This is a genomic window from Pseudomonas sp. GW821-FHT07F01 (assembly GCF_059418825.1).
Map to the genome: position 1 here is coordinate 517,864 of NZ_JBWKQO010000005.1, position 20,453 is coordinate 538,316.

Genomic DNA, 20,453 nt, shown 5'->3' on the forward strand with positions numbered 1-20,453 from the left:
CAATCCGAACAGCTGACTCAGATCAGTTCATTACTGCATTCCGTTGTGAATGAATGACTTAAGATTTGTTGCGGGGGGTAGAATGCTGCCCGGAGAGGGCCATTCCAGACAGGTTTCGATCTCCTTATCAGTAGCGGTTCTCATTGCCGACGACGTTTGAAACTAGACCCTTTTGGGGAATGTGCAAATCTTTCAGCGGCATTGATTAATCACTTGGTAGTGATGGCACTTAGTGCATATACATAACAAAACAGTCGGTTATTCAGGGCTTTCTACGAGGTGTCCAGAGGTCCGTTGCATAAAGGATAAATAATTGACTGTTACTGTTAGACGCAAATTTGTAGAAGTTATTTAATAGCGTGTAGCTTTAATCGCCAGATCGACTCACTGAAGCAGAGGTAGGGATGTCACAACCGGCGCAGAAGCTGCAACTCGGTGCATTGATCGCCCTGGTGGTGGGTTCCATGATTGGCGGCGGGATCTTCTCGCTGCCGCAGAATATGGCGGCCCGGGCCGATGCCGGAGCGGTGCTGATCGGCTGGGCCATCACCGCGGTAGGGATGCTGACCCTGGCCTTCGTCTTCCAGACCCTGGCCAACCGCAAGCCGGAGCTCGATTCCGGGGTCTACGCCTATGCCAAGGCCGGGTTCGGCGACTACATGGGCTTTTCATCGGCCTGGGGTTACTGGATCAGTGCCTGGCTGGGCAATGTCGGCTACTTCGTCCTGCTGTTCAGCACCCTGGGCTATTTCTTTCCGGTGTTCGGCCAGGGCAATACCCCGGTGGCCATCGGCTGTGCCTCGGTCCTGCTGTGGGCCGTGCATTTCCTGGTGTTGCGGGGGATCAAGGAGGCGGCGTTCATCAACCAGCTGACCACGGTGGCGAAGATCGTGCCGCTGGTGATGTTCATCGTCATCGCTGCCGTGGCATTCAAGGCGGATATCTTCACCCGGGATATCTGGGGCCGCAGCAACCCGAACTTCGGCGGGGTGATGGACCAGGTGCGCAACATGATGCTGGTGACGGTGTTCGTGTTCATCGGTATCGAGGGCGCCAGCGTGTATTCGGCCCGGGCGCAGAAGCGCGCCGATGTCGGGCGGGCCACGGTGATCGGTTTTCTCGGGGTGCTGGCGCTGCTGGTACTGGTCAACGTGCTGTCGTTGGGGATCATGAGCCAGCCGGAGCTGGCGCAATTGCAGAACCCTTCCCTGGCGGCAGTGCTGGAGCATATCGTCGGCCCCTGGGGCGCCTTGCTGATCAGCATCGGCCTGGCGGTTTCCCTGCTGGGGGCCTTGCTGTCCTGGGCCTTGCTGTGCGCCGAGATCCTCTACGCCACCGCCCGGGATCGGACCATGCCGGCTTTCCTGAAGAAGGAAAACGCCAACCATGTGCCGGTCAATGCCTTGTGGCTGACCAACGTGATGATCCAGATCTTTCTGCTGATCACCCTGTTCTCCGCCGGCACCTACACCAGCCTGATCTACCTGGCGTCGTCGATGATCCTGGTGCCCTACCTGTGGTCGGCGGCCTATGCGGTGCTGCTCAGCGGTCGCGGGGAAACCTACGAGCAGGCCTCCCGGGAACGCAAGAAGGACCTGTTCATCGCCACCGTGGCCCTGAGCTACGCCATCTGGCTGCTGTACGCCGGCGGCTTGAAGTACCTGCTGCTGTCGGCCTTGTTGTATGCGCCGGGGGTGATCCTGTTCGCCAAGGCCAAGCATGAGCAGGGCGAGCCGTTGTTCACCCCGCTGGAAAAACTGATCTTCGCGGCTGTGGTCATCGGCGCCTCATTGGCGGCCTATGGCTTGTACAGCGGTCTGCTGGCGCTGTGATTCATCACCTGCCCTACCAGGGCGCCTACGACTGGCCGGCGATGCTGGGCTTTCTCAGGGCCCGCGCCATCGAGGGCCTTGAGGTGGTGCAGGGCGATACTTATGCCCGTACCTTCGCGCTGGCGGGCGGGCAAGGCATCTTGAGTGTCTGCCCGGGGCCTGCAGGCCATTTGCAGGTGCAGTTGCAGGGGGCCGAGCAGGCCCTGCTGCCCCAGGTGCTGGCGCGCTTGCGCCGGCAATTCGATCTGGACGCGGACCTGTCCCTGATCAACCGCCATCTGGCCCGTGATCCGCTGCTCGCACCGTTGCTGGCGGCACGCCCTGGCCTGCGAGTACCCGGGGCCTGGGACGGTTTCGAGCTGGCCATTCGCGCCGTGCTGGGCCAGCAGATCACCGTGCAGGGCGCGATCCGCCTGGCGGGCAAGCTGGTGGCGGTGCATGGCCGGTTGCTGGCCAGTCCCGACCCGCAGTGGCCTGGTTTGACCCACCTGTTTCCCACTCCCCAGGTGCTGTCCACTGCCAACCTGGCCGACCTGGGAATGCCCCGCAGCCGGGCACGCACGCTGTCTGCCGTGGCCCAGGCCTTGCTCGACGATCCACTCCTGTTCGAACCCAGGGCCAGCCTGCAACAGGGGGTGGAGCGCCTGTTGCAATTGCCGGGAATCGGCGATTGGACCGCGCAATATATCGCCCTGCGCCAGTTGCGCGAGAGCGATGCCTTTCCGGCGGCGGACGTAGGCCTGTTCAACGCTATGGCACGTCTGCAGGGGCTGCGGCCCAATGCCCGCCAACTGCTGGCCCGGGCCGAGGCCTGGCGGCCGTGGCGCGGTTATGCGGCGCAGCATTTGTGGGCGGCCATGGGCTGAAACGGTCCGCCGGTTCCTACGGGATCAACTGCCAGCCAAGGCCTTCACCACCATCTGGGGCGATGGGCGCCCAGGGCGGTGGCCGGGCAACTCCACTGCACCGGCGTTCCATTGATGTGCAACGGCACCCGCAGGCGCCGCGCCGGCCCCCAAGGGGTCTGTTCCAGCACCAGCCCCTGATCCTCGTGGTCTTCGGCGCGCAGTGGAATTTCGGCGGTTGCTGACGGGGAATGATCAACCAGCAACTGGGCGGTACGGGCCAGGGACAGGCGCGCCGATGCGCCCTGCTCGCCGCTCAGGGACCGGGTCAGTGCCCGCAGGGCGCTGGCTGCCATCAGGTAACCGGTGGCGTGATCCAGGGCCTGGACCGGCAGTGGTACAGGCCTGTCCGCGGCTTTCCAGGCCATGCCGGCTTCGGCGATGCCGCAGCTCATCTGCACCAGGCTGTCGAAGCCCCGGCGGTTGCGCCAGGGGTCGCTCCAGCCGTAGGCATTGAGGCTGACTTCGATCAGCCCTGGAGCGATTTTCTGGCGTGCCTGGGCGTCATAACCCAGGTGTTCCAGGGCATCGGCGCGGTAGCCATGCAGAAGCAGGTCGGCCTGCGCCAGCAGGCCTTCGAACAGGGCACGCTGCTCAAGGTCGTGCAGATCGAGGCGCGCGCAGCGTTTGCCCAGGGTCACCTCCGGCTCCAGGGCCGGCTCGTTCCAGTGTGGCGGATCGATGCGCAACACCTCGGCCCCGAGCCCCGCCAGCAGGCGGCTGGCCACCGGGCCCGCCAGGACCCGGGTCAGGTCCAGTACCTTGAGCCCGGCCAGGGGCCGGTCGACGCGACCGCTCCAGGCCTTGTGCCGCTGATCGGCCTGGGGCAGCCAGTGCACCAGGGGTTCGCTGTTTACCGCCCGGCCCTGGGGGTGGGCCTGCCACTGCGCCCAGCTGCGCATCTGCGCGGCACAACCGCCTTGGTCGACTATCGCCTGCTCCAGTTCCAGGGCGTTCCAGGTGGCCACCTGGGCGGCCATGGCCGAGCGTTCGGTCACCGCTCCCAGCACCCGTTCGGCGGCGGCACGGTGGTGAGGTGCGTTGGTGTGCAGGCGAATCCAGCCGTCGCGGCTGGCGTAGTCGCCGGCAATCGGGTCCCAGGGTGATGGCAGGCTCCAGCCCTGCGGGCGGATCGAGCTGGCGAACCAGAACGAGGCCAGGCGCCGGTCGACGCTGACCTCTGGCAGGCGTCCGGTCTGGCTGTACAGGAGTTCAGTGACTGCCTGCCCGGCAGCGGCAATGCTGGCGCTGGCCAGGTCGGTCACGGCGAAGGCCGAGGGCAGGGCGCCCAGGCCGGTTTGCCGGATGCTTGATGACGCCAGGCCCAGCGCGGCCTGGATGGATGCGAGTAACTCGGTCATGGCCCACTCCGCGGATCAGGGGAGGGCATTGCACCCTGAAACTGCCGCGGCTGTCGATCACCCCTGGTCATCGGCCGCGGCTGGCGCCGGAGCAGCGCTTACACGCGGAACTGATCCATGAGTTTCATTTGCTGGGTGGCCAGGGCATTGAGCTGGCTGCTGACCTGGGCCGACTCACTGGCCTGTTCGGTGAGGGTTTCGGTCACGGTGCGAATCGCCGAGACGTTGCGGTTGACCTCTTCGGCCACCGCGCTCTGCTGCTCGGCAGCGCTGGCGATCTGCAGGTTCATGTCGCTGATCACGGTGACCGCGTCGCTGATCTTGCCCAGGGCCTGGACTGCCTGCTGGATCTGCCCGGCATTGTTCTGCGCCTGGCTCTGGCTGGCGTGCATGGTGGTCACCACATCCCGGGTGCCGCTCTGGATGCGTTCGATCACCACGCGGATTTCCTCCACCGAGTCCTGGGTGCGCTTGGCCAGGTTGCGCACTTCATCGGCCACCACGGCGAAACCGCGGCCGCTTTCCCCGGCGCGAGCCGCTTCGATGGCGGCGTTGAGGGCCAGCAGGTTGGTCTGCTCGGCAATACTGCGGATCACTTCCAGCACCGACCCTATCTGTTCACTGCTCACCGCCAGGGCTTCGACTTCCCCCACCGCCTTGCTCACCTCGTCGGCCAGCAGGCTGATGTCCCGGGTGCTGCGCTCGATGATGGTCATGCCTTCCTTGGCCGACTGGTCTGCGCCACGGGCGGCCTGGGCGGCATTGGAGGCACTGTTGGCAACATCGTGGGCAGTGGCGCTCATTTCGTTGGAGGCGGTGGCCACTTGATCGATTTCGCGGAACTGCACTTGCATGCCTTCACTGGTCTGGCGGGCGATCTCCGAAGACTGGTCGGCGGTGCCCCGGGCTTCGGTGATGCTCTGCTTGATCTGGGCGATGGTCGGTTGCAGCTTGTCGAGGAAGCGGTTGAACCAGCCCACCAGTTCGCCGAGTTCGTCTTTCTTGCTGTAGTCCAGGCGCTGGGTCAGGTCGCCGTCGCCGCTGGCGATGGCCTTGAGCATCTGCGCCACGCTGTTGATCGGGCGGGTCACGCCCGAGGCACTGAGCCAGATCAGCAGCAGGCCCAGCAGGCCGGCGCCGACGGCCACCAGTACGGTTTTCACCGTGCCGCTGGTCTGGGCCTCATCCAGCAGGCCTTGCAGTTTTACCGAGTCTGCCAGCAGCACTTGTTGCGGCAGGTCGATGGTGACGCCCCAGGGCTTGGCATCGGCAATCGGGCTGAAGGGGTAGACCGCGCGGATCAGTTCACCCTGTTGCAGGACCTTGTTCTGGTTGCCGGCGAGCAGCGCGAGGATATCCTTGCCCTGGGCGCCGAGGGTTTCGTTGATGTTCTTGCCGACCTGGCTGGCATCGGCGCCCACGGCCGCCAGCAAGCCGCTGCCGGCGACGATCATCATGTGCCCGGCACCGTTGAACAGAAAACGCTGGGATTCGCCGGCCGCGGCCTGCAGGGAGTCCAGGGCGATGTCGACGCCAATCACCCCGATGACCTTGCCGTCCACCAGCAAGGGCTGGGAGATGGTGGTCATCAGCACCTGTTTCTTGTCCTCGCCGATGGTGTCGGCGTAGGGGTCCAGCAGGCAGGTACGGCGGCTGTCGCGGGGGCAGGTGTACCAGACGTTGTAGGGGGTGCCGCTGAGGTTGAGGGTGGTCTTGGTCAGGTCGTCTTCCACCATCACGGTGTTCAACTGCTGGCCCCCGGATCGGCTCCAGTAGGTGGCGAAGCGCCCGCGTTCGTTGGAAGCACGGGCTGCGTCATTGAGAAATTCGCTGTCCTTGCCATCCAGGGCGTTGGGTTCGTAGGCCAGCCAGATGCCGAGCACTTTGGGATTGCGCTCGAAGGCGGTCTTCAGGCTGTGGTTGAGCTCTTCGCGCAGTGCCGCAGCTTCCAGGCCGCGCTTGCTCGCCATGTCACGCAGGTCGCGTACCTGGTCCGCCAGGGCGGTGATCACCAGGTTGCTTTCACCGAAGGTCTTCTGCACCCGTACTGCCTGGTCGGCGGCCTTTGCCTGCAGCAACTCTTCGACCCCGGCGGTGAGCATCCGCGTGCTGGAGGTGTTGACCAGTTGGTTGTTCTGCTGGCTCTGGTACAGGTTCATGCCGACGATCAGCGCCACTACGCCCAACAGGCACAGTCCGGACAACAGCACTATTTTCAGGCGAATGGAGAGAGAGTCGAACATGGGGGCGATCTCGCGAAAGGACGGATGGAAAGCACGGAATCGGATGACTCCGGTCGCCAAGTCCATTCAGCGCTATGCCCGGAACATCGGCTCGGGCGGCCTTTGCGTGAGGGGCTGCCGACGAACGGTCATGTCCTTGACATATATGGCCTCGGGGGCAAGGGCATAGCTGCCAGCGGGCGCAGGTCAGGAGGCCTGCGGCAGGGCTTCTGGGCGTGACCAGATCCACAGGTTGCCCAGGGTCATGCCGGCAATGGCGGCATACATCGTCCAGTGATGGTTGAGCAGGGTCAGCATCAGCCCGGCACACAGCAGCATGCTGACCGTGGCGCTGACCTTGGCCTTGCGGCTGACGATCCGGCCGTTGCGCCAGTTGCAGAGGATAGGCCCGAACAGGCGATGGTTCTCCATCCAGGCGCTTAGCCGTGGCGAGCTCTTGGTGGCGGCCCAGGCAGCCAGCAGGATGAACTCGGTGGTCGGCAGGCCGGGTACGACGATGGCGATCAGGCCGATGGCCAGGCTGACATAGGCCAGCGCGCCAAACAGCAGGCGGGAAATCTTCGACGAGGAGGGGCGAGTGGGGGTCATGGTTTCGATGATGAGGTAACGCGTCGTACGGCTCAATCCGCGAATGCCGCCGGCCGACAAAATACCGCTGCGGGCAGGGGCACGCCTTGGCGCGCCACCTGCCCGCAACTACGCGGGTCAGGCCGGTTGTGCGGCGCCGGAGTAAGCCTGTTCCAGCAGCACGGTGAAGCGGTTGAAGGCATCCAGGGCACCTTTTTCCGCCGCGGCTTCTTCTTCGGCGGTGAACTCCAGGCCGTCGAGGATGCGGGTGAAGGTTTTCCAGCCTTCGGCGCGGCCACCGGCCGGTTCGCCCAGGTGACGGGCACCGAAGGTTTCGCTCAGGCCCAGGCCCACGGCACGCTTGATCAGGAACGCGGCACCCAGCTTGGAGCCCTCGGAGACGAAGATCCAGCCCAGGGCTTCGGCCTGGCTCGGGTTGCTGACGGCACCGGCCACTGGTGCAGGAACCTCGGTTTCCAGGTCGGCCAGGTCAGCCTTGGCAGCTTCGGCGCGGCAGCGCTCGGCCAGGTCCGGGACGATCTTGTTCAGTTCGGCATCGTTGTACAGGTCCACCAGTTCCGACTGGAACAGGTACTGGGCCACCACGAAACGGGCGAATGCACCCTGGGTTTCGAAGGGCGCATGGGCCTTGACCAGGGCGTCGAGCTTGGAATGCGGCTCGTGGGTGATCTGGTTCAGGCGTTGGGAGCGCAGGTGGTGACGCTGGGAGGAATCCTGGGAGGTCATGCAGATGTCCTTGAGAATGAGAGGCACTTAGTGACTAGACGAACAAGAAGACGCGACACAGTAAAAAATCCTCACTGCCCTGGATGAAAAAGGGCAGTGAGGTGTCCAGGCGTCAGATATCCCACACCAGGTTGACCGAGAAGTTGCGGCCGGGCTGGGTCAGGCGGTCGAGGTTGGCGGGTGCGGTCTGGCCGGCTTCGCCGACGCTGTCGTAGCCGCGCACGTCGTCCCAGTTCCAGTATTTCTTGTCGGTCAGGTTGTACAGGCCGGCGTTCACGGTCAGGTCATCGGTGACCTTGTAGAAACCGCTGAGGTCGAGAATGCCGAAGCCCGGGGATTTGAACTGGCTGCTGGTAACGCGCCCGTCCGGAGCCTTGAAGGTACTGTCGTCGACCCGGTCCTTGCGCTTGACCAGGGTCCAGCTCAGCAGGGCGCCGTAGTTGTCCTGGTCATAGCCCAGGCCGAACACGCCTTTGAGCGGGTTGACGCTGTTGATCGGTTCGCTGTTGTCGTTGTTGCGACCGTATGCGTAGGCCACCGAGCCGATGCTGTACAGCCCTTGTGGAGCACCGAAGGCGTCGAGGTTGAGGCGGCCCTTGGCTTCCGCGCCCTTGATGGTGGCGTGCTTGATGTTGTTGCTCTGGATGACCGACAACAGTGCCCCGGCAGTAATGGCGTCTTCGTTGATGAAGTCGCGGTACTGGTTGTAGAACACCGAGACGTCGAAGGAGCCCGCGTCGAAGTTGCCACGCAGGCCGGTTTCGTAGCTCTTGCTCGTTTCCGGCTTGAGGTTGGAGTTGGGCTCCACTACATAGCCGCCCGCGAGGTTTTCGAAGCGGCCGTAGAGCGCCTTGGCCGAGGGGGTACGGAAGCCTTCGGAGTATTGGCCGTAACCGGTGTAATGCTCGTCAAAGGCGTAGGTCAGGCCGAACTTGGGCGATACGCGGTGCCAGGTCTTTTCATCGTCGCTGACCGGGAAGGCGCCCGTTGAGTTGGCAACGTTGAGAAACTCCTGGGTCAGCTTGGGCTTGAGTTGGGTGTAGTCATAGCGCAGGCCCGGAGTGAAGGTCCAGGCGTTCCAGCTGATCTGGTCCTGGACGAACAGGCTGTAGGTGTTGATGGTCGGGTCCGGGAAGTCGCTGGACTTCTTCACGCTGTCACCGGCAGAAGGGCTCGGCGCGCCAACCGCGGTACAGCCGGCACCGACGGCCAGGCAACTGGCGGTACCATAGCGCGAGCCCGTGACCTTCTGCTGCTTGAGAGTGGTGCCGTAGGTCAACTGGTGATCGGTTTCACCCAGGGCGAAGGCCTTGTCCAGCTGAGCGTCGAACACCCATTGTTTTTCCTGGTACAGGGTTTTCCGCTCACGCTGCACGTCACGCGCCACCGGGCTGAAGATCGACACTGGGTTGTAGCGCTCGGAGGTGGTCTGGTCGGTCTTGGCGATCTGGTAGTTCAGGCTCCACTTGATCTGGTCGGCGATCGGCGACTCCAGGGCAAAGCTGTTTTCCAGGCCGAAGCGTTCGCGGGTGATGGTGTCGTTGCCGACGCGCGAGCGATACCAGTTCTGGCCAACGCCATTGAGGAACAGGCCGCCCACCGCACTTTTCTGATTGGTGTCGCGGTCGTCCTTGTACTTTTCGTAGGTCAGGCCCAGGCGTGCGTCGTCCGCATAGTTCCAGCCGAGCTTGGCCAGTACGTTGGTGGTCCGGGCGTCTTCCGGGTTGGCGGCAGTGCGGTTCAGGCCGGTGCCGTTGTTGCTGCCATAGGACTCGGTCTCGTGGCCGTCACGCTGGCTGAGGTGCAACAGACCGTCGAATTCGCCGACCCGCCCGGCGAAGGTGCCGGATTTCAGCCAGCTTTCGTCCGCCGAGCTGTAGCCGGTCTTCAGGCGCGCGCCAAAATCCTCGCCGGGCTTGATGATGTCGTCGGCGTCCAGAGTGTAGTAACTGACGGCGCCACCGATGGCGCTGCTGCCGTAGAGCACCGAGGCAGGACCGCGCAGGATTTCCACGCGCTTGACGATTTCCGGGTCGACGTAGTTACGGTTGGTCTTGGCATAAGGGCCGCTGAAGAAGTGATCCGGCACTTCCACGCCGTCCACCTGGGTGAGGATCCGGTCGCTGTCGATACCACGGATGTTGTAGCCGCTGATACCGGCACGCTGGCCTGCACCGCCGACTGAAACACCAGGCTCATAACGCACCAGTTCCTTGATCGTGTTGACGTTCTGGCGGTCGAGTTCTTCCCGGGTGTGCACGCTCACGGTGCTGGGCACCGAGTTGATGTCCTGCTCCTGACGGGTGGCGCTGATGGTCACCTGCTGCAGGTTCACCACATTGGCTGCGCTGCGCTTTTCCAGAACGATGTTGTTGTTGCCCAGCTTGCGGTAGCTCAGGTTGGTGCCGCTGAGCAGCCGATCCAGGGCCTTTTCCGGTGGCAGCGAACCGCGCACGCCCGGGGAGGACACCCCGCTGCCCAGCTCCGCCGGCAGGCCCACTTGCCAGCCGGTGACCGCAGTAAAGGCGTTGAGCGCCGATACCAGCGGCTGCTGGGCGATAGCGAAGTTGTAGTTGCCCATGTGCTGGCTGGAGGATGCCGGGGCATCGGCGGCCATCACGGGGGCAGCGTGGGCGCCGGCCAGCAGGATGGCTGCGGTCAGCAGCGACAGGGTGCAGTTTTGCAGGCGGGCACAGGGAACAGGGGATCGGCTGTTGAGGCGAGGGGACATCGAGAGCGCTCCGGGTCGCACGAAACTTTTATAGGTGCAGATACGCATTCAAAATGCGAATCAGTTGCATTGGCTATAACGAGACGTACGACCCGTAGAGATCGCGTAAAAATAATTGTTCTCAGTTGAGAATCACTAGTGCCGGGAACTCGGAAAGCCGTGCCGAAGTGATGTGGGCCAGGGAACGCACCACGTCCAGAGGCTGATCCAGGCGGTAGTTGCCGGTTACCGCGACCTTTGCCAGGTGTTCGTTGTTGTTGACGATCCAGCCCGGGTAATAGCGCCGCAGTTCGGCCAGGACCTGGCTCAGGGGGCAGTTCTCGAACACCAGGCGGCCCTGGACCCAGGCCAGTTCCTTGTCGGCGTCGAGCCTGGCCGGCTGGTCGAAGCCCTGGGGCCCGACCCGCACGCTTTCCCCGGCGCGCAGGCGCAGGCGCTGGTCGGCGTGGGTGGCGCGCAGGTCGATGTCACCGCGCTGCACCTGGACTTGTGCCACGCCGTCCAGGTAGCGCACGGCAAAGGTGGTGTCGCGCACGCTGGCCTTGACCGGGCCGGCGTCCAGTTCCAGGGGCAGGCCGCGATTGCCGGGGATCTCGAAGAAGGCTTCGCCCTGGTACAGCCGGGCCACGCGCTGGTGATCGTTGATGTCGCTGGAAAAGGCCGAGTTGGTGTTGAGCAGCACCCTGGAACCGTCTTCGAGCTGCAGGCGCTGGCGCTCGCCGACCTGGGTCAGGTGGTCGGCCTGCAGGCGCAGCGGCAGGTTGCTGAAGCTGAATAATCCGAGCAGCAGCACTGCGGCGGTGGCCAGGGGTTTCCAGTGGGGGCGCAGGCGCGCCAGGCGCGAGACTTTCGGTGGCGCTGCCAGGGTCAGGGCGCATTGCGCCACTTGCGGGCCATTCCAGATCGCCTGGGCCTTTTCGAAGGCCTGGGCGTTGAGCGGTGAAGCCGCCAGCCACTGATGAAACTGGCGCACTTGTTCCTCGTTCGGATGTTCCAGCTCGATCAGCCAATCCAGTGCCTGATCCATGGCCAGGGTGCTTGAGTGCGGGCCGGCAGGGGTGGGCGGCTCGGCGCTGTGAAAATCCGTCACGGGTGTTCCTCGGCTGCGTCTGTGCGCGGCTGTTTTTTCAAGAGAGAGCGAAAGCCGGCCAAGGTTAACAAAGGCTCGGGGCTGCCGCAGTCATTCTGCTCAGCGGTTGAGACTCACTGGCCGTCGAGACGTTCGGCGACGCCGATGCAGATGGCCATGATCAGTTTCAATTCCTTTTGCACCGTGCTCAGTGAAACCCCGAGCTCGTCGGCGATCTCCTGGTAACTGTGGCCGTGCAGGCGGCTGAGGATGAAGATCTGCTGCTGGCGCGGGCTGAGCTGGCCGAGGCTGAGGTTCAGGCGTTCCAGCATCTGCTCGGCGTGGGCTGCGTCTTCGGCACTGCTGACGGGCGCGGCGACATTCTCCACCACCTCCGGCGGTACGTCTTCGAGCAGGGTGCGGCCCTGGATGCGCCGGGCCCGCAGGTGATCCAGGGCGAGGTTGCGCGCGGTCTGGAAGACAAAGGGTTCAAGGTGCGTGATCGGCCGCTCGCTCAGGGCCCGGGTCACGCGCAGGTAGGTTTCCTGCAGCAGGTCTTCGGCGGTGCTGTGGTTGTTGACCATCCGCTCCAGCGTTCGCAGCAGAGAAATGCGTTGGGTGAGGAAGACGTGGTTGAAGTGCGATTGACTCACAGCAAGGCCTGATCCATTTTTTCAGCAGATGATAATGATTGTCATCTACGTCAATGGTCAAGCCTTGCGTGAATTATCCTCGGCCGGCCAGGTAGGCCTGATAGTCGGGAATCCGGTGCTCATGGGCCTGGTTCATCAGCGGGCTGCTGAGCAGGTAGTCGGCGCTGCACTCGTTGCAGGCCACCGGAATGTTCCATACCGCCGCTACCCGCAACAGGGCCTTGATGTCCGGATCATGGGGCTGGGGTTCGAAGGGGTCCCAGAAGAACACCAGCAGGTCGACCCGTTGCTCGGCAATCTGCGCCCCCAGTTGCTGATCGCCGCCCAGGGGGCCGCTGATCATGCTTTCCACCGGCAGCCCCAGGTGCTTGCTCAGCAACAGGCCGGTGGTACCGGTGGCAACCAGCTCGTGCTCGGCCAGGCGCGCCTTTTGCCGCCCGGCCCACTCCAGCAGGAACGCCTTGCAGTGGTCATGGGCGACCAGGGCGATGCGCTTGCGCGCGGCCATGGTCTTGTGGGTGAAACTGATACCGATCATCGACGAATATCCGTTTTATTCCGCGTTGCACAGGGCCAGGCAGTTATCCAGCATGCGGTTGGAGAAACCCCACTCGTTGTCGTACCAGGCCAGCACCTTGAGCAACCGGCCACCGCTGACCTTGGTGTGGTTGGCGTCGAAGATCGACGACAGCGGATTGTGGTTGAAGTCGCTGGAGACCAGCGGCAGGGTGTTGTAGCCGAGGATCGTCGAGTGCTGGCTGGCGCTCTTGAGCAAGGCATTGACCTCTTCGGCGGTGGTGTCGCGCTTGAGGGTCACCGTCAGGTCCACCAGGGACACGTTGATCACCGGTACTCGCACGGCCATGCCGGTCAGCTTGCCAGCCAGCTCCGGCAGCACCAGGCCCACCGCTTCGGCAGCGCCGGTCTTGCTCGGGATCATGTTCTGGGTGGCCGAACGGGCGCGATAGGGGTCGCTGTGGTAGACGTCGGTGAGGTTCTGGTCGTTGGTGTAGGCGTGGATGGTGGTCATCAGGCCGTTGTCGATGCCCAGCTCGCGGTGCAGTACCTGGGCCACCGGCGCCAGGCAGTTGGTGGTGCACGAGGCGTTGGAGATGATCTGGTGCGACTGGCGCAGGATGTCGTGGTTGACCCCGTAGACCACGGTGGCGTCGGCGCCCTTGGCCGGGGCCGAGATGATGACCTTGCGGGCACCGGCGGTCAGATGGGCGGCAGCCTTGGCGCGGTCGGTGAACAGGCCGGTGCATTCGAACACCACGTCGATCTTCTCCGCGGCCCAGGGCAGTTCGGCCGGGTTGCGGATGGCGCTGACGGCAATCCGGTCGCCATTCACGGTGAGGCTTTCCTGATCGTGTTCGACTTGGGCGTCGAAAGTGCCGTGCACGGTGTCGTATTTCAGCAGGTGGGCATTGATAGCGCTGTCTCCGAGATCGTTGATAGCGACGATCTGCAGATCCTGGCGATAGCCTTGGGTATAAAGTGCGCGCAGGACGTTACGGCCGATACGGCCAAAACCATTGATTGCGATTCGAAGAGTCATGTGCAAACGCCTGTCGTTGAATTTGTTGTTGGAATTACAAGATTATTCGCATAGAAATAGAAAACAAGCCTTTTTAGTGGCAATATTTTGTCTTATCTACAACGAGTGACCTGAATCAACTGGTCCAAATGGTCAGAAACATCCTCCGCTGTCCCTGAGCGGTGGCGCGTCTGATCAGCATAGACAAACAGGTCGCCACATCCGTTAGCCTGGAGTTCTACACATGCATCCCCGCGTTCTTGAGGTCACCGAACGGCTTATCGCCCGCAGTCGCGCCACTCGCCAGGCCTATCTCGCGCTGATCCGCGATGCCGCCAGCGATGGCCCGCAGCGGGGCAAGCTGCAATGTGCGAACTTCGCCCACGGCGTGGCCGGTTGCGGCACCGACGACAAGCACAACCTGCGGATGATGAATGCGGCCAACGTGGCAATTGTTTCGTCATATAACGACATGTTGTCGGCGCACCAGCCTTACGAGGTGTTCCCCGAGCAGATCAAGCGCGCCCTGCGCGAGATCGGCTCGGTGGGCCAGTTCGCCGGCGGCACCCCGGCCATGTGCGATGGCGTGACCCAGGGCGAGGCCGGCATGGAACTGAGCCTGCCGAGCCGTGAAGTGATCGCCCTGTCTACGGCGGTGGCCCTCTCTCACAACATGTTCGATGCCGCGCTGATGCTGGGGATCTGCGACAAGATTGTCCCGGGGTTGATGATGGGCGCCCTGCGCTTCGGTCACCTGCCGACCATCTTCGTTCCGGGCGGGCCCATGGTCTCGGGCATTTCCAACAAGCAGAAAGCCGACGTGCGCCAGCGTTACGCCGAAGGCAAGGCCAGCCGCGAGGAACTGCTGGAGTCGGAAATGAAGTCCTACCACAGCCCCGGCACCTGCACCTTCTACGGCACCGCCAACACCAACCAGTTGCTGATGGAAGTCATGGGCCTGCACCTGCCGGGCGCCTCTTTCGTCAACCCCAATACGCCGCTGCGCGACGCCCTGACCCATGAGGCGGCGCAGCAGGTCACGCGCCTGACCAAGCAGAGCGGGGCCTTCATGCCGATTGGCGAGATCGTCGACGAGCGCGTGCTGGTCAACTCCATCGTTGCCCTGCACGCCACGGGCGGCTCCACCAACCACACCCTGCACATGCCGGCCATCGCCCAGGCGGCGGGCATCCAGCTGACCTGGCAGGACATGGCCGACCTCTCCGAGGTGGTGCCGACCCTGTCCCACGTCTATCCAAACGGCAAGGCCGATATCAACCACTTCCAGGCGGCGGGCGGCATGTCGTTCCTGATCCGCGAGCTGCTGGAAGCCGGCCTGCTCCACGAAGACGTCAATACCGTGGCCGGCCGCGGCCTGAGCCGCTATACCCAGGAACCCTTCCTGGACAACGGCAAGCTGGTGTGGCGCGACGGCCCGATCGAAAGCCTGGACGAAAACATCCTGCGCCCGGTGGCCCGGGCGTTCTCTGCGGAGGGTGGCTTGCGGGTCATGGAAGGCAATCTCGGTCGCGGCGTGATGAAGGTTTCCGCCGTGGCCCCGGAGCACCAGATCGTCGAGGCCCCGGCCGTGGTGTTCCAGGACCAGCAGGACCTGGCCGATGCCTTCAAGGCCGGCCTGCTGGAGAAGGACTTCGTCGCGGTGATGCGCTTCCAGGGCCCGCGCTCCAACGGCATGCCCGAGCTGCACAAGATGACCCCCTTCCTCGGGGTGCTGCAGGACCGCGGCTTCAAGGTGGCGCTGGTCACCGACGGGCGCATGTCCGGCGCTTCGGGCAAGATTCCGGCAGCGATCCATGTCAGCCCCGAAGCCCAGGTGGGTGGCGCGCTGGCCCGGGTGCTGGACGGCGATATCATCCGCGTGGATGGCGTCAAGGGCACCCTGGAGCTTAAGGTAGACGCCGCAGAATTCGCCGCCCGGGAGCCGGCCAAGGGCCTGCTGGGCAACAACGTTGGCACCGGCCGCGAACTCTTCGCCTTCATGCGCATGGCCTTCAGCTCGGCAGAGCAGGGCGCCAGTGCCTTTACCTCTGCCCTGGAGACGCTCAAGTGAAACTGGCCCTGGTCGGTGATATCGGTGGCACCAACGCGCGCTTCGCGTTGTGGAAAGACCAACAACTGGAGGCGATCGAAGTCCACGCCACTGCGGACTACAGCTGCCCGGAAGACGCCATCAAGGCCTACCTGCGGGACCAGGGGCTGGCCCTGGGTGCCATAGGTTCGGTGTGCCTGTCGGTGGCCGGCCCGGTCAGCGGCGATGAGTTTCGCTTCACCAACAACCACTGGCGCCTGAGCCGCCAGGCTTTCTGCCAGGCGTTGCAGGTGGACCAACTGCTGTTGGTCAACGACTTCTCGGCCATGGCCCTGGGCATGACCCGCCTGCAGCCGGATGAATTTCGCGTGGTCTGCGAAGGCGTTGCCGAGCCCTTGCGCCCGGCCGTGGTGATCGGCCCGGGCACGGGCCTCGGGGTGGGCACCTTGCTGAACTTCGGCGACGGTCGTTACATGGCCTTGCCGGGGGAGGGCGGGCATGTCGACCTGCCCTTGAGCAGTGCGCGGGAAACCCAGCTCTGGCAGCACATTCACGACGAGATTGGCCATGTCAGCGCCGAGACCGCCCTCAGCGGTGGCGGCCTGCCCCGGGTGTATCGGGCGATCTGTGCGGTGGACGGCCATGAGCCGCGGCTCGAGACTCCGGAGGCCATCACCGCGGCCGGCCTGGCCGGCGACCCGATCGCCCGGGAAGTGCTGGAGCAGTTCAGCTGCTGGCTGGGCCGGGTGGCGGGCAACAACGTGCTGACCACCGGGGGGCGTGGCGGGGTGTACATCGTCGGTGGGGTGATTCCGCGCTTTGCCGATTTCTTCATCCACAGCGGCTTTGCCAAGAGCTTTGCCGACAAGGGTTGCATGAGCGATTACTTCAAGGGCATCCCGGTGTGGCTGGTGACCGCGCCCTATTCCGGGCTCACCGGTGCCGGCGTGGCCCTGGGGCAGGCCCAGGGCTGACGCCGCCCTGGCAGGCGACCCGGCATCAGGCATAATCGCGCACCCTGCCTAACAATAAGGACGGCCCCGGTGAGTTCAGTCAGTAAGTCGATTTTGTTGGTTGACGACGATCAGGAAATTCGCGAGCTGCTGGAAACCTATCTCAGCCGCTGCGGCTTCCAGGTGCGCAGCACCGCCGACGGGGCCGGCTTTCGCCTGGCCCTCAACGAGGCGCCCAGCGACCTGGTGATCCTCGATGTGATGCTGCCGGACGAAGACGGCTTCAGCCTGTGCCGCTGGATCCGCCAGCATCCCAAGCGCAGCCAGGTGCCGATCATCATGCTGACCGCCAGCTCCGACGAGGCCGACCGGGTCATCGGCCTGGAGCTGGGCGCCGACGACTACCTGGGCAAGCCTTTCAGCCCCCGGGAGCTGCAGGCGCGGATCAAGGCCCTGCTGCGGCGCGTGCAGTTCACCCAGGAGCGGGTTGTCGGCGAGGTGCTGTGCTTCGACGAATGGCGCCTGGATGTGATCAGCCACCGGCTGTTCCACAACGATGGCGAGGAGGTGATTCTCTCCGGCGCCGACTTCGCTCTGCTCAAGCTGTTTCTCGACCATCCCCAGGAAATCCTCGATCGCGACACCATCGGCAATGCCACCCGCGGGCGTGACCTGATGCCCCTGGATCGCATCGTCGACATGGCGGTGAGCCGCCTGCGCCAGCGTCTGCGTGACACCGAAAAGCCGCCGCGGCTGATTCGCACCGTGCGCGGCAGCGGCTATCAATTGGCAGCCAATGTGGTTGCCGGCAATGGCCACTGAGGCATTGCGCAGAATGCTGCGGCGCCTGCCGGTGCCCCGTTCCCTGCTGGGGCGGATGCTGCTTTTGACCTTGCTGGCGGTGCTGTTCGCCCAGGCGCTGTCCAGCGTGATCTGGGTTTCCCAGCTGCGCGCCACCCAACTCGAAGGGCTGGTGACCAGCGCCCGCAGCCTGGCCCACTCGATGACCGCCAGCGTCAGTTACCTGCGTTCGTTGCCGGTGGCGTACCGGCCCCTGGTGCTGGACCAGTTGCGCAGCATGGGCGGTACGCGGTTTGTCGTGACCCTCAATGACAAGCCCCTGGGCATGCAGGTGCTGCCCGCCACCCCGCGCAAAGAAGCGGTGTTGCAAGCCGTGGAGCAGGTGTTGCGCCAGTCCCTGGGCAATGACGCGGATATCTCCGTGACCTTCGTCAGCCCCGATGACCTGCGGATCTTCAATGGCGGCCTCAAGCTCGACGAATTGCCGCGCTCCTGGGCCCATTACGCCCTGACCCTGGAACCGGTGAACCCGCCGGTGCTGGTGACCCAGATCCAGATGGCGCCGGGAGAGTGGCTGTACATCGCCTCGCTGTTGCCCGAGCCCTATACCAGCCTGGAAGAACAGGGCCTGCCGGCGCAGCAGGTGTGGTTCATCCTGCTCACCAGCGGTTTTCTGCTGTTGTTCATCGGCCTGTTGGTGCATTGGCAGAGCCGGCCCCTCAAGCGCCTGGCCCGGGCGGCGCGGGACATGTCCCTGGGGGCCGACGTCGAGCCGGTAGCGGAGGGCGGCGGCAGTGAAGTGGTGGAGGTGGGCCGGGCCTTCAACAGCATGCGCGAGCGCATCAGCCGCTACCTGACCGAGCGCAGCCAGCTGTTCAGCGCCATCTCCCACGACCTGCGGACCCCCATCACCCGCTTGCGCCTGCGGGTGGAATTGCTGGAGGACGAGCAACTGCAGGCCAAGTTCGGGCGCGACCTGGATGAACTGGAGTTGCTGGTCAAGGGCGCGCTGCAGTGCGTCAAGGACACCGACATCCACGAGAACATCGAGCCGGTGGACCTCAATCAGGTACTCGACTGCCTGGTAGAGCCTTATCTGGCACCCAACGGCAATGGCCGCGTGACCCAACAGGGCCGGGCCCTGGCCAGCTACCCGGGCAAGCCCCTGGCGCTCAAGCGCTGCATGGGCAACCTGATCGACAATGCCCTGAAGTACGGACAGAACGCTCACCTGCACATCGAAGACGACGACAGCGGCTTTGTCCTGCATGTCGACGACGAAGGCCCCGGCGTACCGGAGCAGCGCCTGGAGCAAGTCTTCGAGCCGCACTTCCGTCTTGCTGGCCAGCAGCAGGGCTACGGCCTGGGCCTGGGGATTGCCCGCAACATCGCCCACAGCCATGGCGGCGAAGTCAGCCTGCAGAACCTGCGCGAAGGCGGCCTGCGCGTAACCCTGTACCTGCCCCGGACCTTCGACTGACCTGCCGGCCGTTGTAAGCGCTGGCTTGTGGAGGAACTGGCTTGCCAGCGAAGGCGTCCTCAAGGGCACCACAGGGCTCAAGGTGCAATGTCACGGTTTGGTGACATTGCGCTGGTCCTTTGTTACCTGCGGTCGCAGGCGGCTTGATTAGACTCAAGCCTTCGATAAAAACAACAACAGGTCACCCATGGACGCTCTCTCCCTGCCATTCAGCAGTTGGCTGAATGCCCCTGCACATCAGGCCTGGCTCGCCGCCGAAGGCCTGCGCCTGCTGGATTTTGCCAAGGCCTCACGGCTCCCCGCGGGCTTTGGCAACCTCGATGAACAGGGCCGCCTGCCCAGCGGCGCCCAGGCCGAAACCATGAACACCGCGCGCATGACCCACAGCTTCGCCATGGCCCATATCCAGGGCCTGCCGGGTTATGCCGCCCTGGTGGACCACGGCATCGCCGCCCTCGGCGGGCCCTTGCGTGATGCCGAGCACGGCGGCTGGTTCGCCGTGGCCGGGCAGGCCGACGGCAACAGCACCAAGGCCGCCTACCTGCATGCCTTTGTCGCTCTGGCGGCCAGCTCCGCGGTGGTGGCCCAACGTCCCGGCGCCGAGCGTTTGCTGGAGGAGGCCATCGCCATCATCGACCGGCATTTCTGGAGTGAGGAGGAGGGCGCGCTGCGCGAGTCTTTCAACTGCGACTGGAGTCAGCCGGAAGCCTATCGCGGTGCCAACAGCAACATGCACGCCACCGAGGCGTTCCTGGCCCTGGCCGATGTCACCCAGGACTCACGCTGGCTGACCCGCGCCCTGCGGATCGTCGAGCGGGTGATCCACACTCAGGCGGCGGCCAACGACTTCATGGTGATCGAGCATTTCGACCTCGCCTGGCAACCACTTCGTGACTACAACCGGGCCTTTCCCGCCGACGGTTTCCGGCCCTTTGGCACCACCCCGGGACACGGCTTCGAATGGGCGCGGCTGTTGCTGCACCTGGAGGCTTCGCGGGTGAAGGCCGGCATGCTGACCCCCGGCTGGCTGGTGCAGGACGCGCAGAAGCTGTTCGAAAGCAACTGCCGCCATGGCTGGAGCGTCGATGGCGCCCCGGGCATGGTCTACACCCTGGACTGGGACCACCAGCCAGTGGTGCGCGAGCGCCTGCACTGGACCCACGCCGAGGCCAGCGCCGCCGCCAGCGCCTTGCTCAAACGCACCGGCCAGGCCCAGTACGAGGCCTGGTACCGCTGTTTCTGGGAATTCTGCGAGGCCCATTTCATCGACCGCAGGCACGGTAGCTGGCACCACGAACTGGGCCCGGACAACCAGCCGTCAGCCCGGATCTGGGGCGGCAAGCCGGACCTCTATCACGCCTGGCAGGCGGTGCTGATCCCGCGCCTGCCGTTGGCCCCGAGCATGGCTTCGGCATTGGCCCAGGTGTCTGTTCCGGGCCTTGTGTAACCATGTGGTGACATTTCCCCATCGCTTCGTTACTCGAATGATCGACTAGGCTGTTTAGACTCGTTTGCAGCGCAAGC

The 20,453-nt window shown here is 64.3% G+C and carries 16 protein-coding genes; 7 read left to right on the top strand and 9 right to left on the bottom strand.

Annotated features, from left to right (window positions below; all coding sequences use genetic code 11):
- The first annotated feature begins 404 nt into the window (after positions 1-404).
- Both arcD and AC07R1_RS20750 read left to right on the top strand, forming a co-directional pair.
- A complete protein-coding gene (arcD, locus tag AC07R1_RS20745; protein ID WP_011062887.1) occupies positions 405-1,832 on the top strand; it encodes an arginine-ornithine antiporter in 1,428 nt (475 codons plus the stop codon).
- Complete coding sequence (locus tag AC07R1_RS20750) at positions 1,829-2,698, top strand: DNA-3-methyladenine glycosylase family protein (protein ID WP_123472894.1); 870 nt, start codon at positions 1,829-1,831, stop codon at positions 2,696-2,698. Before arcD ends, AC07R1_RS20750 begins: the two co-directional genes overlap by 4 nt.
- Positions 2,699-2,742: 44 nt before the next feature.
- On the opposite strand, the gene AC07R1_RS20755 is transcribed toward AC07R1_RS20750, so the two are convergent.
- From AC07R1_RS20755 to gap, 9 genes are all read right to left on the bottom strand, one after another.
- Positions 2,743-4,098: a CoA transferase gene (locus AC07R1_RS20755; protein WP_495110898.1), complete on the bottom strand. Its 1,356-nt coding sequence runs from the start codon at positions 4,096-4,098 to the stop codon at positions 2,743-2,745.
- A gap of 98 nt (positions 4,099-4,196) precedes the next feature.
- Positions 4,197-6,341, bottom strand: a complete 2,145-nt coding sequence (locus AC07R1_RS20760) for a methyl-accepting chemotaxis protein (protein ID WP_011062884.1) — start codon at positions 6,339-6,341, stop codon at positions 4,197-4,199.
- Between the two features lie 186 nt (positions 6,342-6,527).
- Entirely contained in the window at positions 6,528-6,929 is a 402-nt protein-coding gene (locus tag AC07R1_RS20765) for a YbaN family protein (RefSeq protein ID WP_011062883.1), read from the bottom strand.
- A gap of 117 nt (positions 6,930-7,046) precedes the next feature.
- The gene (locus tag AC07R1_RS20770; RefSeq protein WP_011062882.1) at positions 7,047-7,655 is read right to left on the bottom strand and encodes a biliverdin-producing heme oxygenase; all 609 of its coding nucleotides are present in this window, start codon (positions 7,653-7,655) and stop codon (positions 7,047-7,049) included.
- A gap of 112 nt (positions 7,656-7,767) precedes the next feature.
- The gene (locus AC07R1_RS20775; RefSeq protein ID WP_495110899.1) at positions 7,768-10,386 is read right to left on the bottom strand and encodes a TonB-dependent receptor; all 2,619 of its coding nucleotides are present in this window, start codon (positions 10,384-10,386) and stop codon (positions 7,768-7,770) included.
- A 121-nt stretch (positions 10,387-10,507) separates the two neighbouring features.
- Entirely contained in the window at positions 10,508-11,476 is a 969-nt protein-coding gene (locus tag AC07R1_RS20780; protein ID WP_495110900.1) for a FecR family protein, read from the bottom strand.
- A gap of 113 nt (positions 11,477-11,589) precedes the next feature.
- On the bottom strand, positions 11,590-12,108 hold the full coding sequence (locus AC07R1_RS20785; protein WP_011062879.1) for an RNA polymerase sigma factor: 519 nt from the start codon (positions 12,106-12,108) through the stop codon (positions 11,590-11,592).
- Positions 12,109-12,181: 73 nt separating this feature from the next.
- Positions 12,182-12,646 (bottom strand): methylglyoxal synthase, encoded by a 465-nt coding sequence (locus tag AC07R1_RS20790; protein ID WP_011062878.1) that lies wholly within the window; start codon positions 12,644-12,646, stop codon positions 12,182-12,184.
- Between the two features lie 15 nt (positions 12,647-12,661).
- Positions 12,662-13,666 (bottom strand): type I glyceraldehyde-3-phosphate dehydrogenase, encoded by a 1,005-nt coding sequence (gene gap, locus AC07R1_RS20795; RefSeq protein WP_011062877.1) that lies wholly within the window; start codon positions 13,664-13,666, stop codon positions 12,662-12,664.
- A gap of 223 nt (positions 13,667-13,889) precedes the next feature.
- Between gap and edd the strand changes: the two genes are divergently transcribed.
- The 5 genes from edd (at position 13,890) to AC07R1_RS20820 (ending at position 20,376) form a co-directional block, all read left to right on the top strand.
- Positions 13,890-15,716 (top strand): phosphogluconate dehydratase, encoded by a 1,827-nt coding sequence (gene edd, locus AC07R1_RS20800; RefSeq protein WP_011062876.1) that lies wholly within the window; start codon positions 13,890-13,892, stop codon positions 15,714-15,716.
- Entirely contained in the window at positions 15,713-16,669 is a 957-nt protein-coding gene (locus tag AC07R1_RS20805; protein ID WP_495110901.1) for a glucokinase, read from the top strand. The genes edd and AC07R1_RS20805 overlap by 4 nt, the downstream gene beginning before the upstream one ends.
- Positions 16,670-16,738: 69 nt before the next feature.
- Positions 16,739-17,470 carry a response regulator gene (locus AC07R1_RS20810; RefSeq protein WP_015636744.1) on the top strand — a complete coding sequence of 244 codons (732 nt, stop codon included), beginning with the start codon at positions 16,739-16,741 and terminating at the stop codon, positions 17,468-17,470.
- Positions 17,460-18,929, top strand: a complete 1,470-nt coding sequence (locus AC07R1_RS20815; RefSeq protein ID WP_309499308.1) for an ATP-binding protein — start codon at positions 17,460-17,462, stop codon at positions 18,927-18,929. Before AC07R1_RS20810 ends, AC07R1_RS20815 begins: the two co-directional genes overlap by 11 nt.
- A gap of 187 nt (positions 18,930-19,116) precedes the next feature.
- Positions 19,117-20,376 carry a D-mannose isomerase gene (locus AC07R1_RS20820; protein ID WP_015636742.1) on the top strand — a complete coding sequence of 420 codons (1,260 nt, stop codon included), beginning with the start codon at positions 19,117-19,119 and terminating at the stop codon, positions 20,374-20,376.
- Positions 20,377-20,453: the final 77 nt, after the last annotated feature.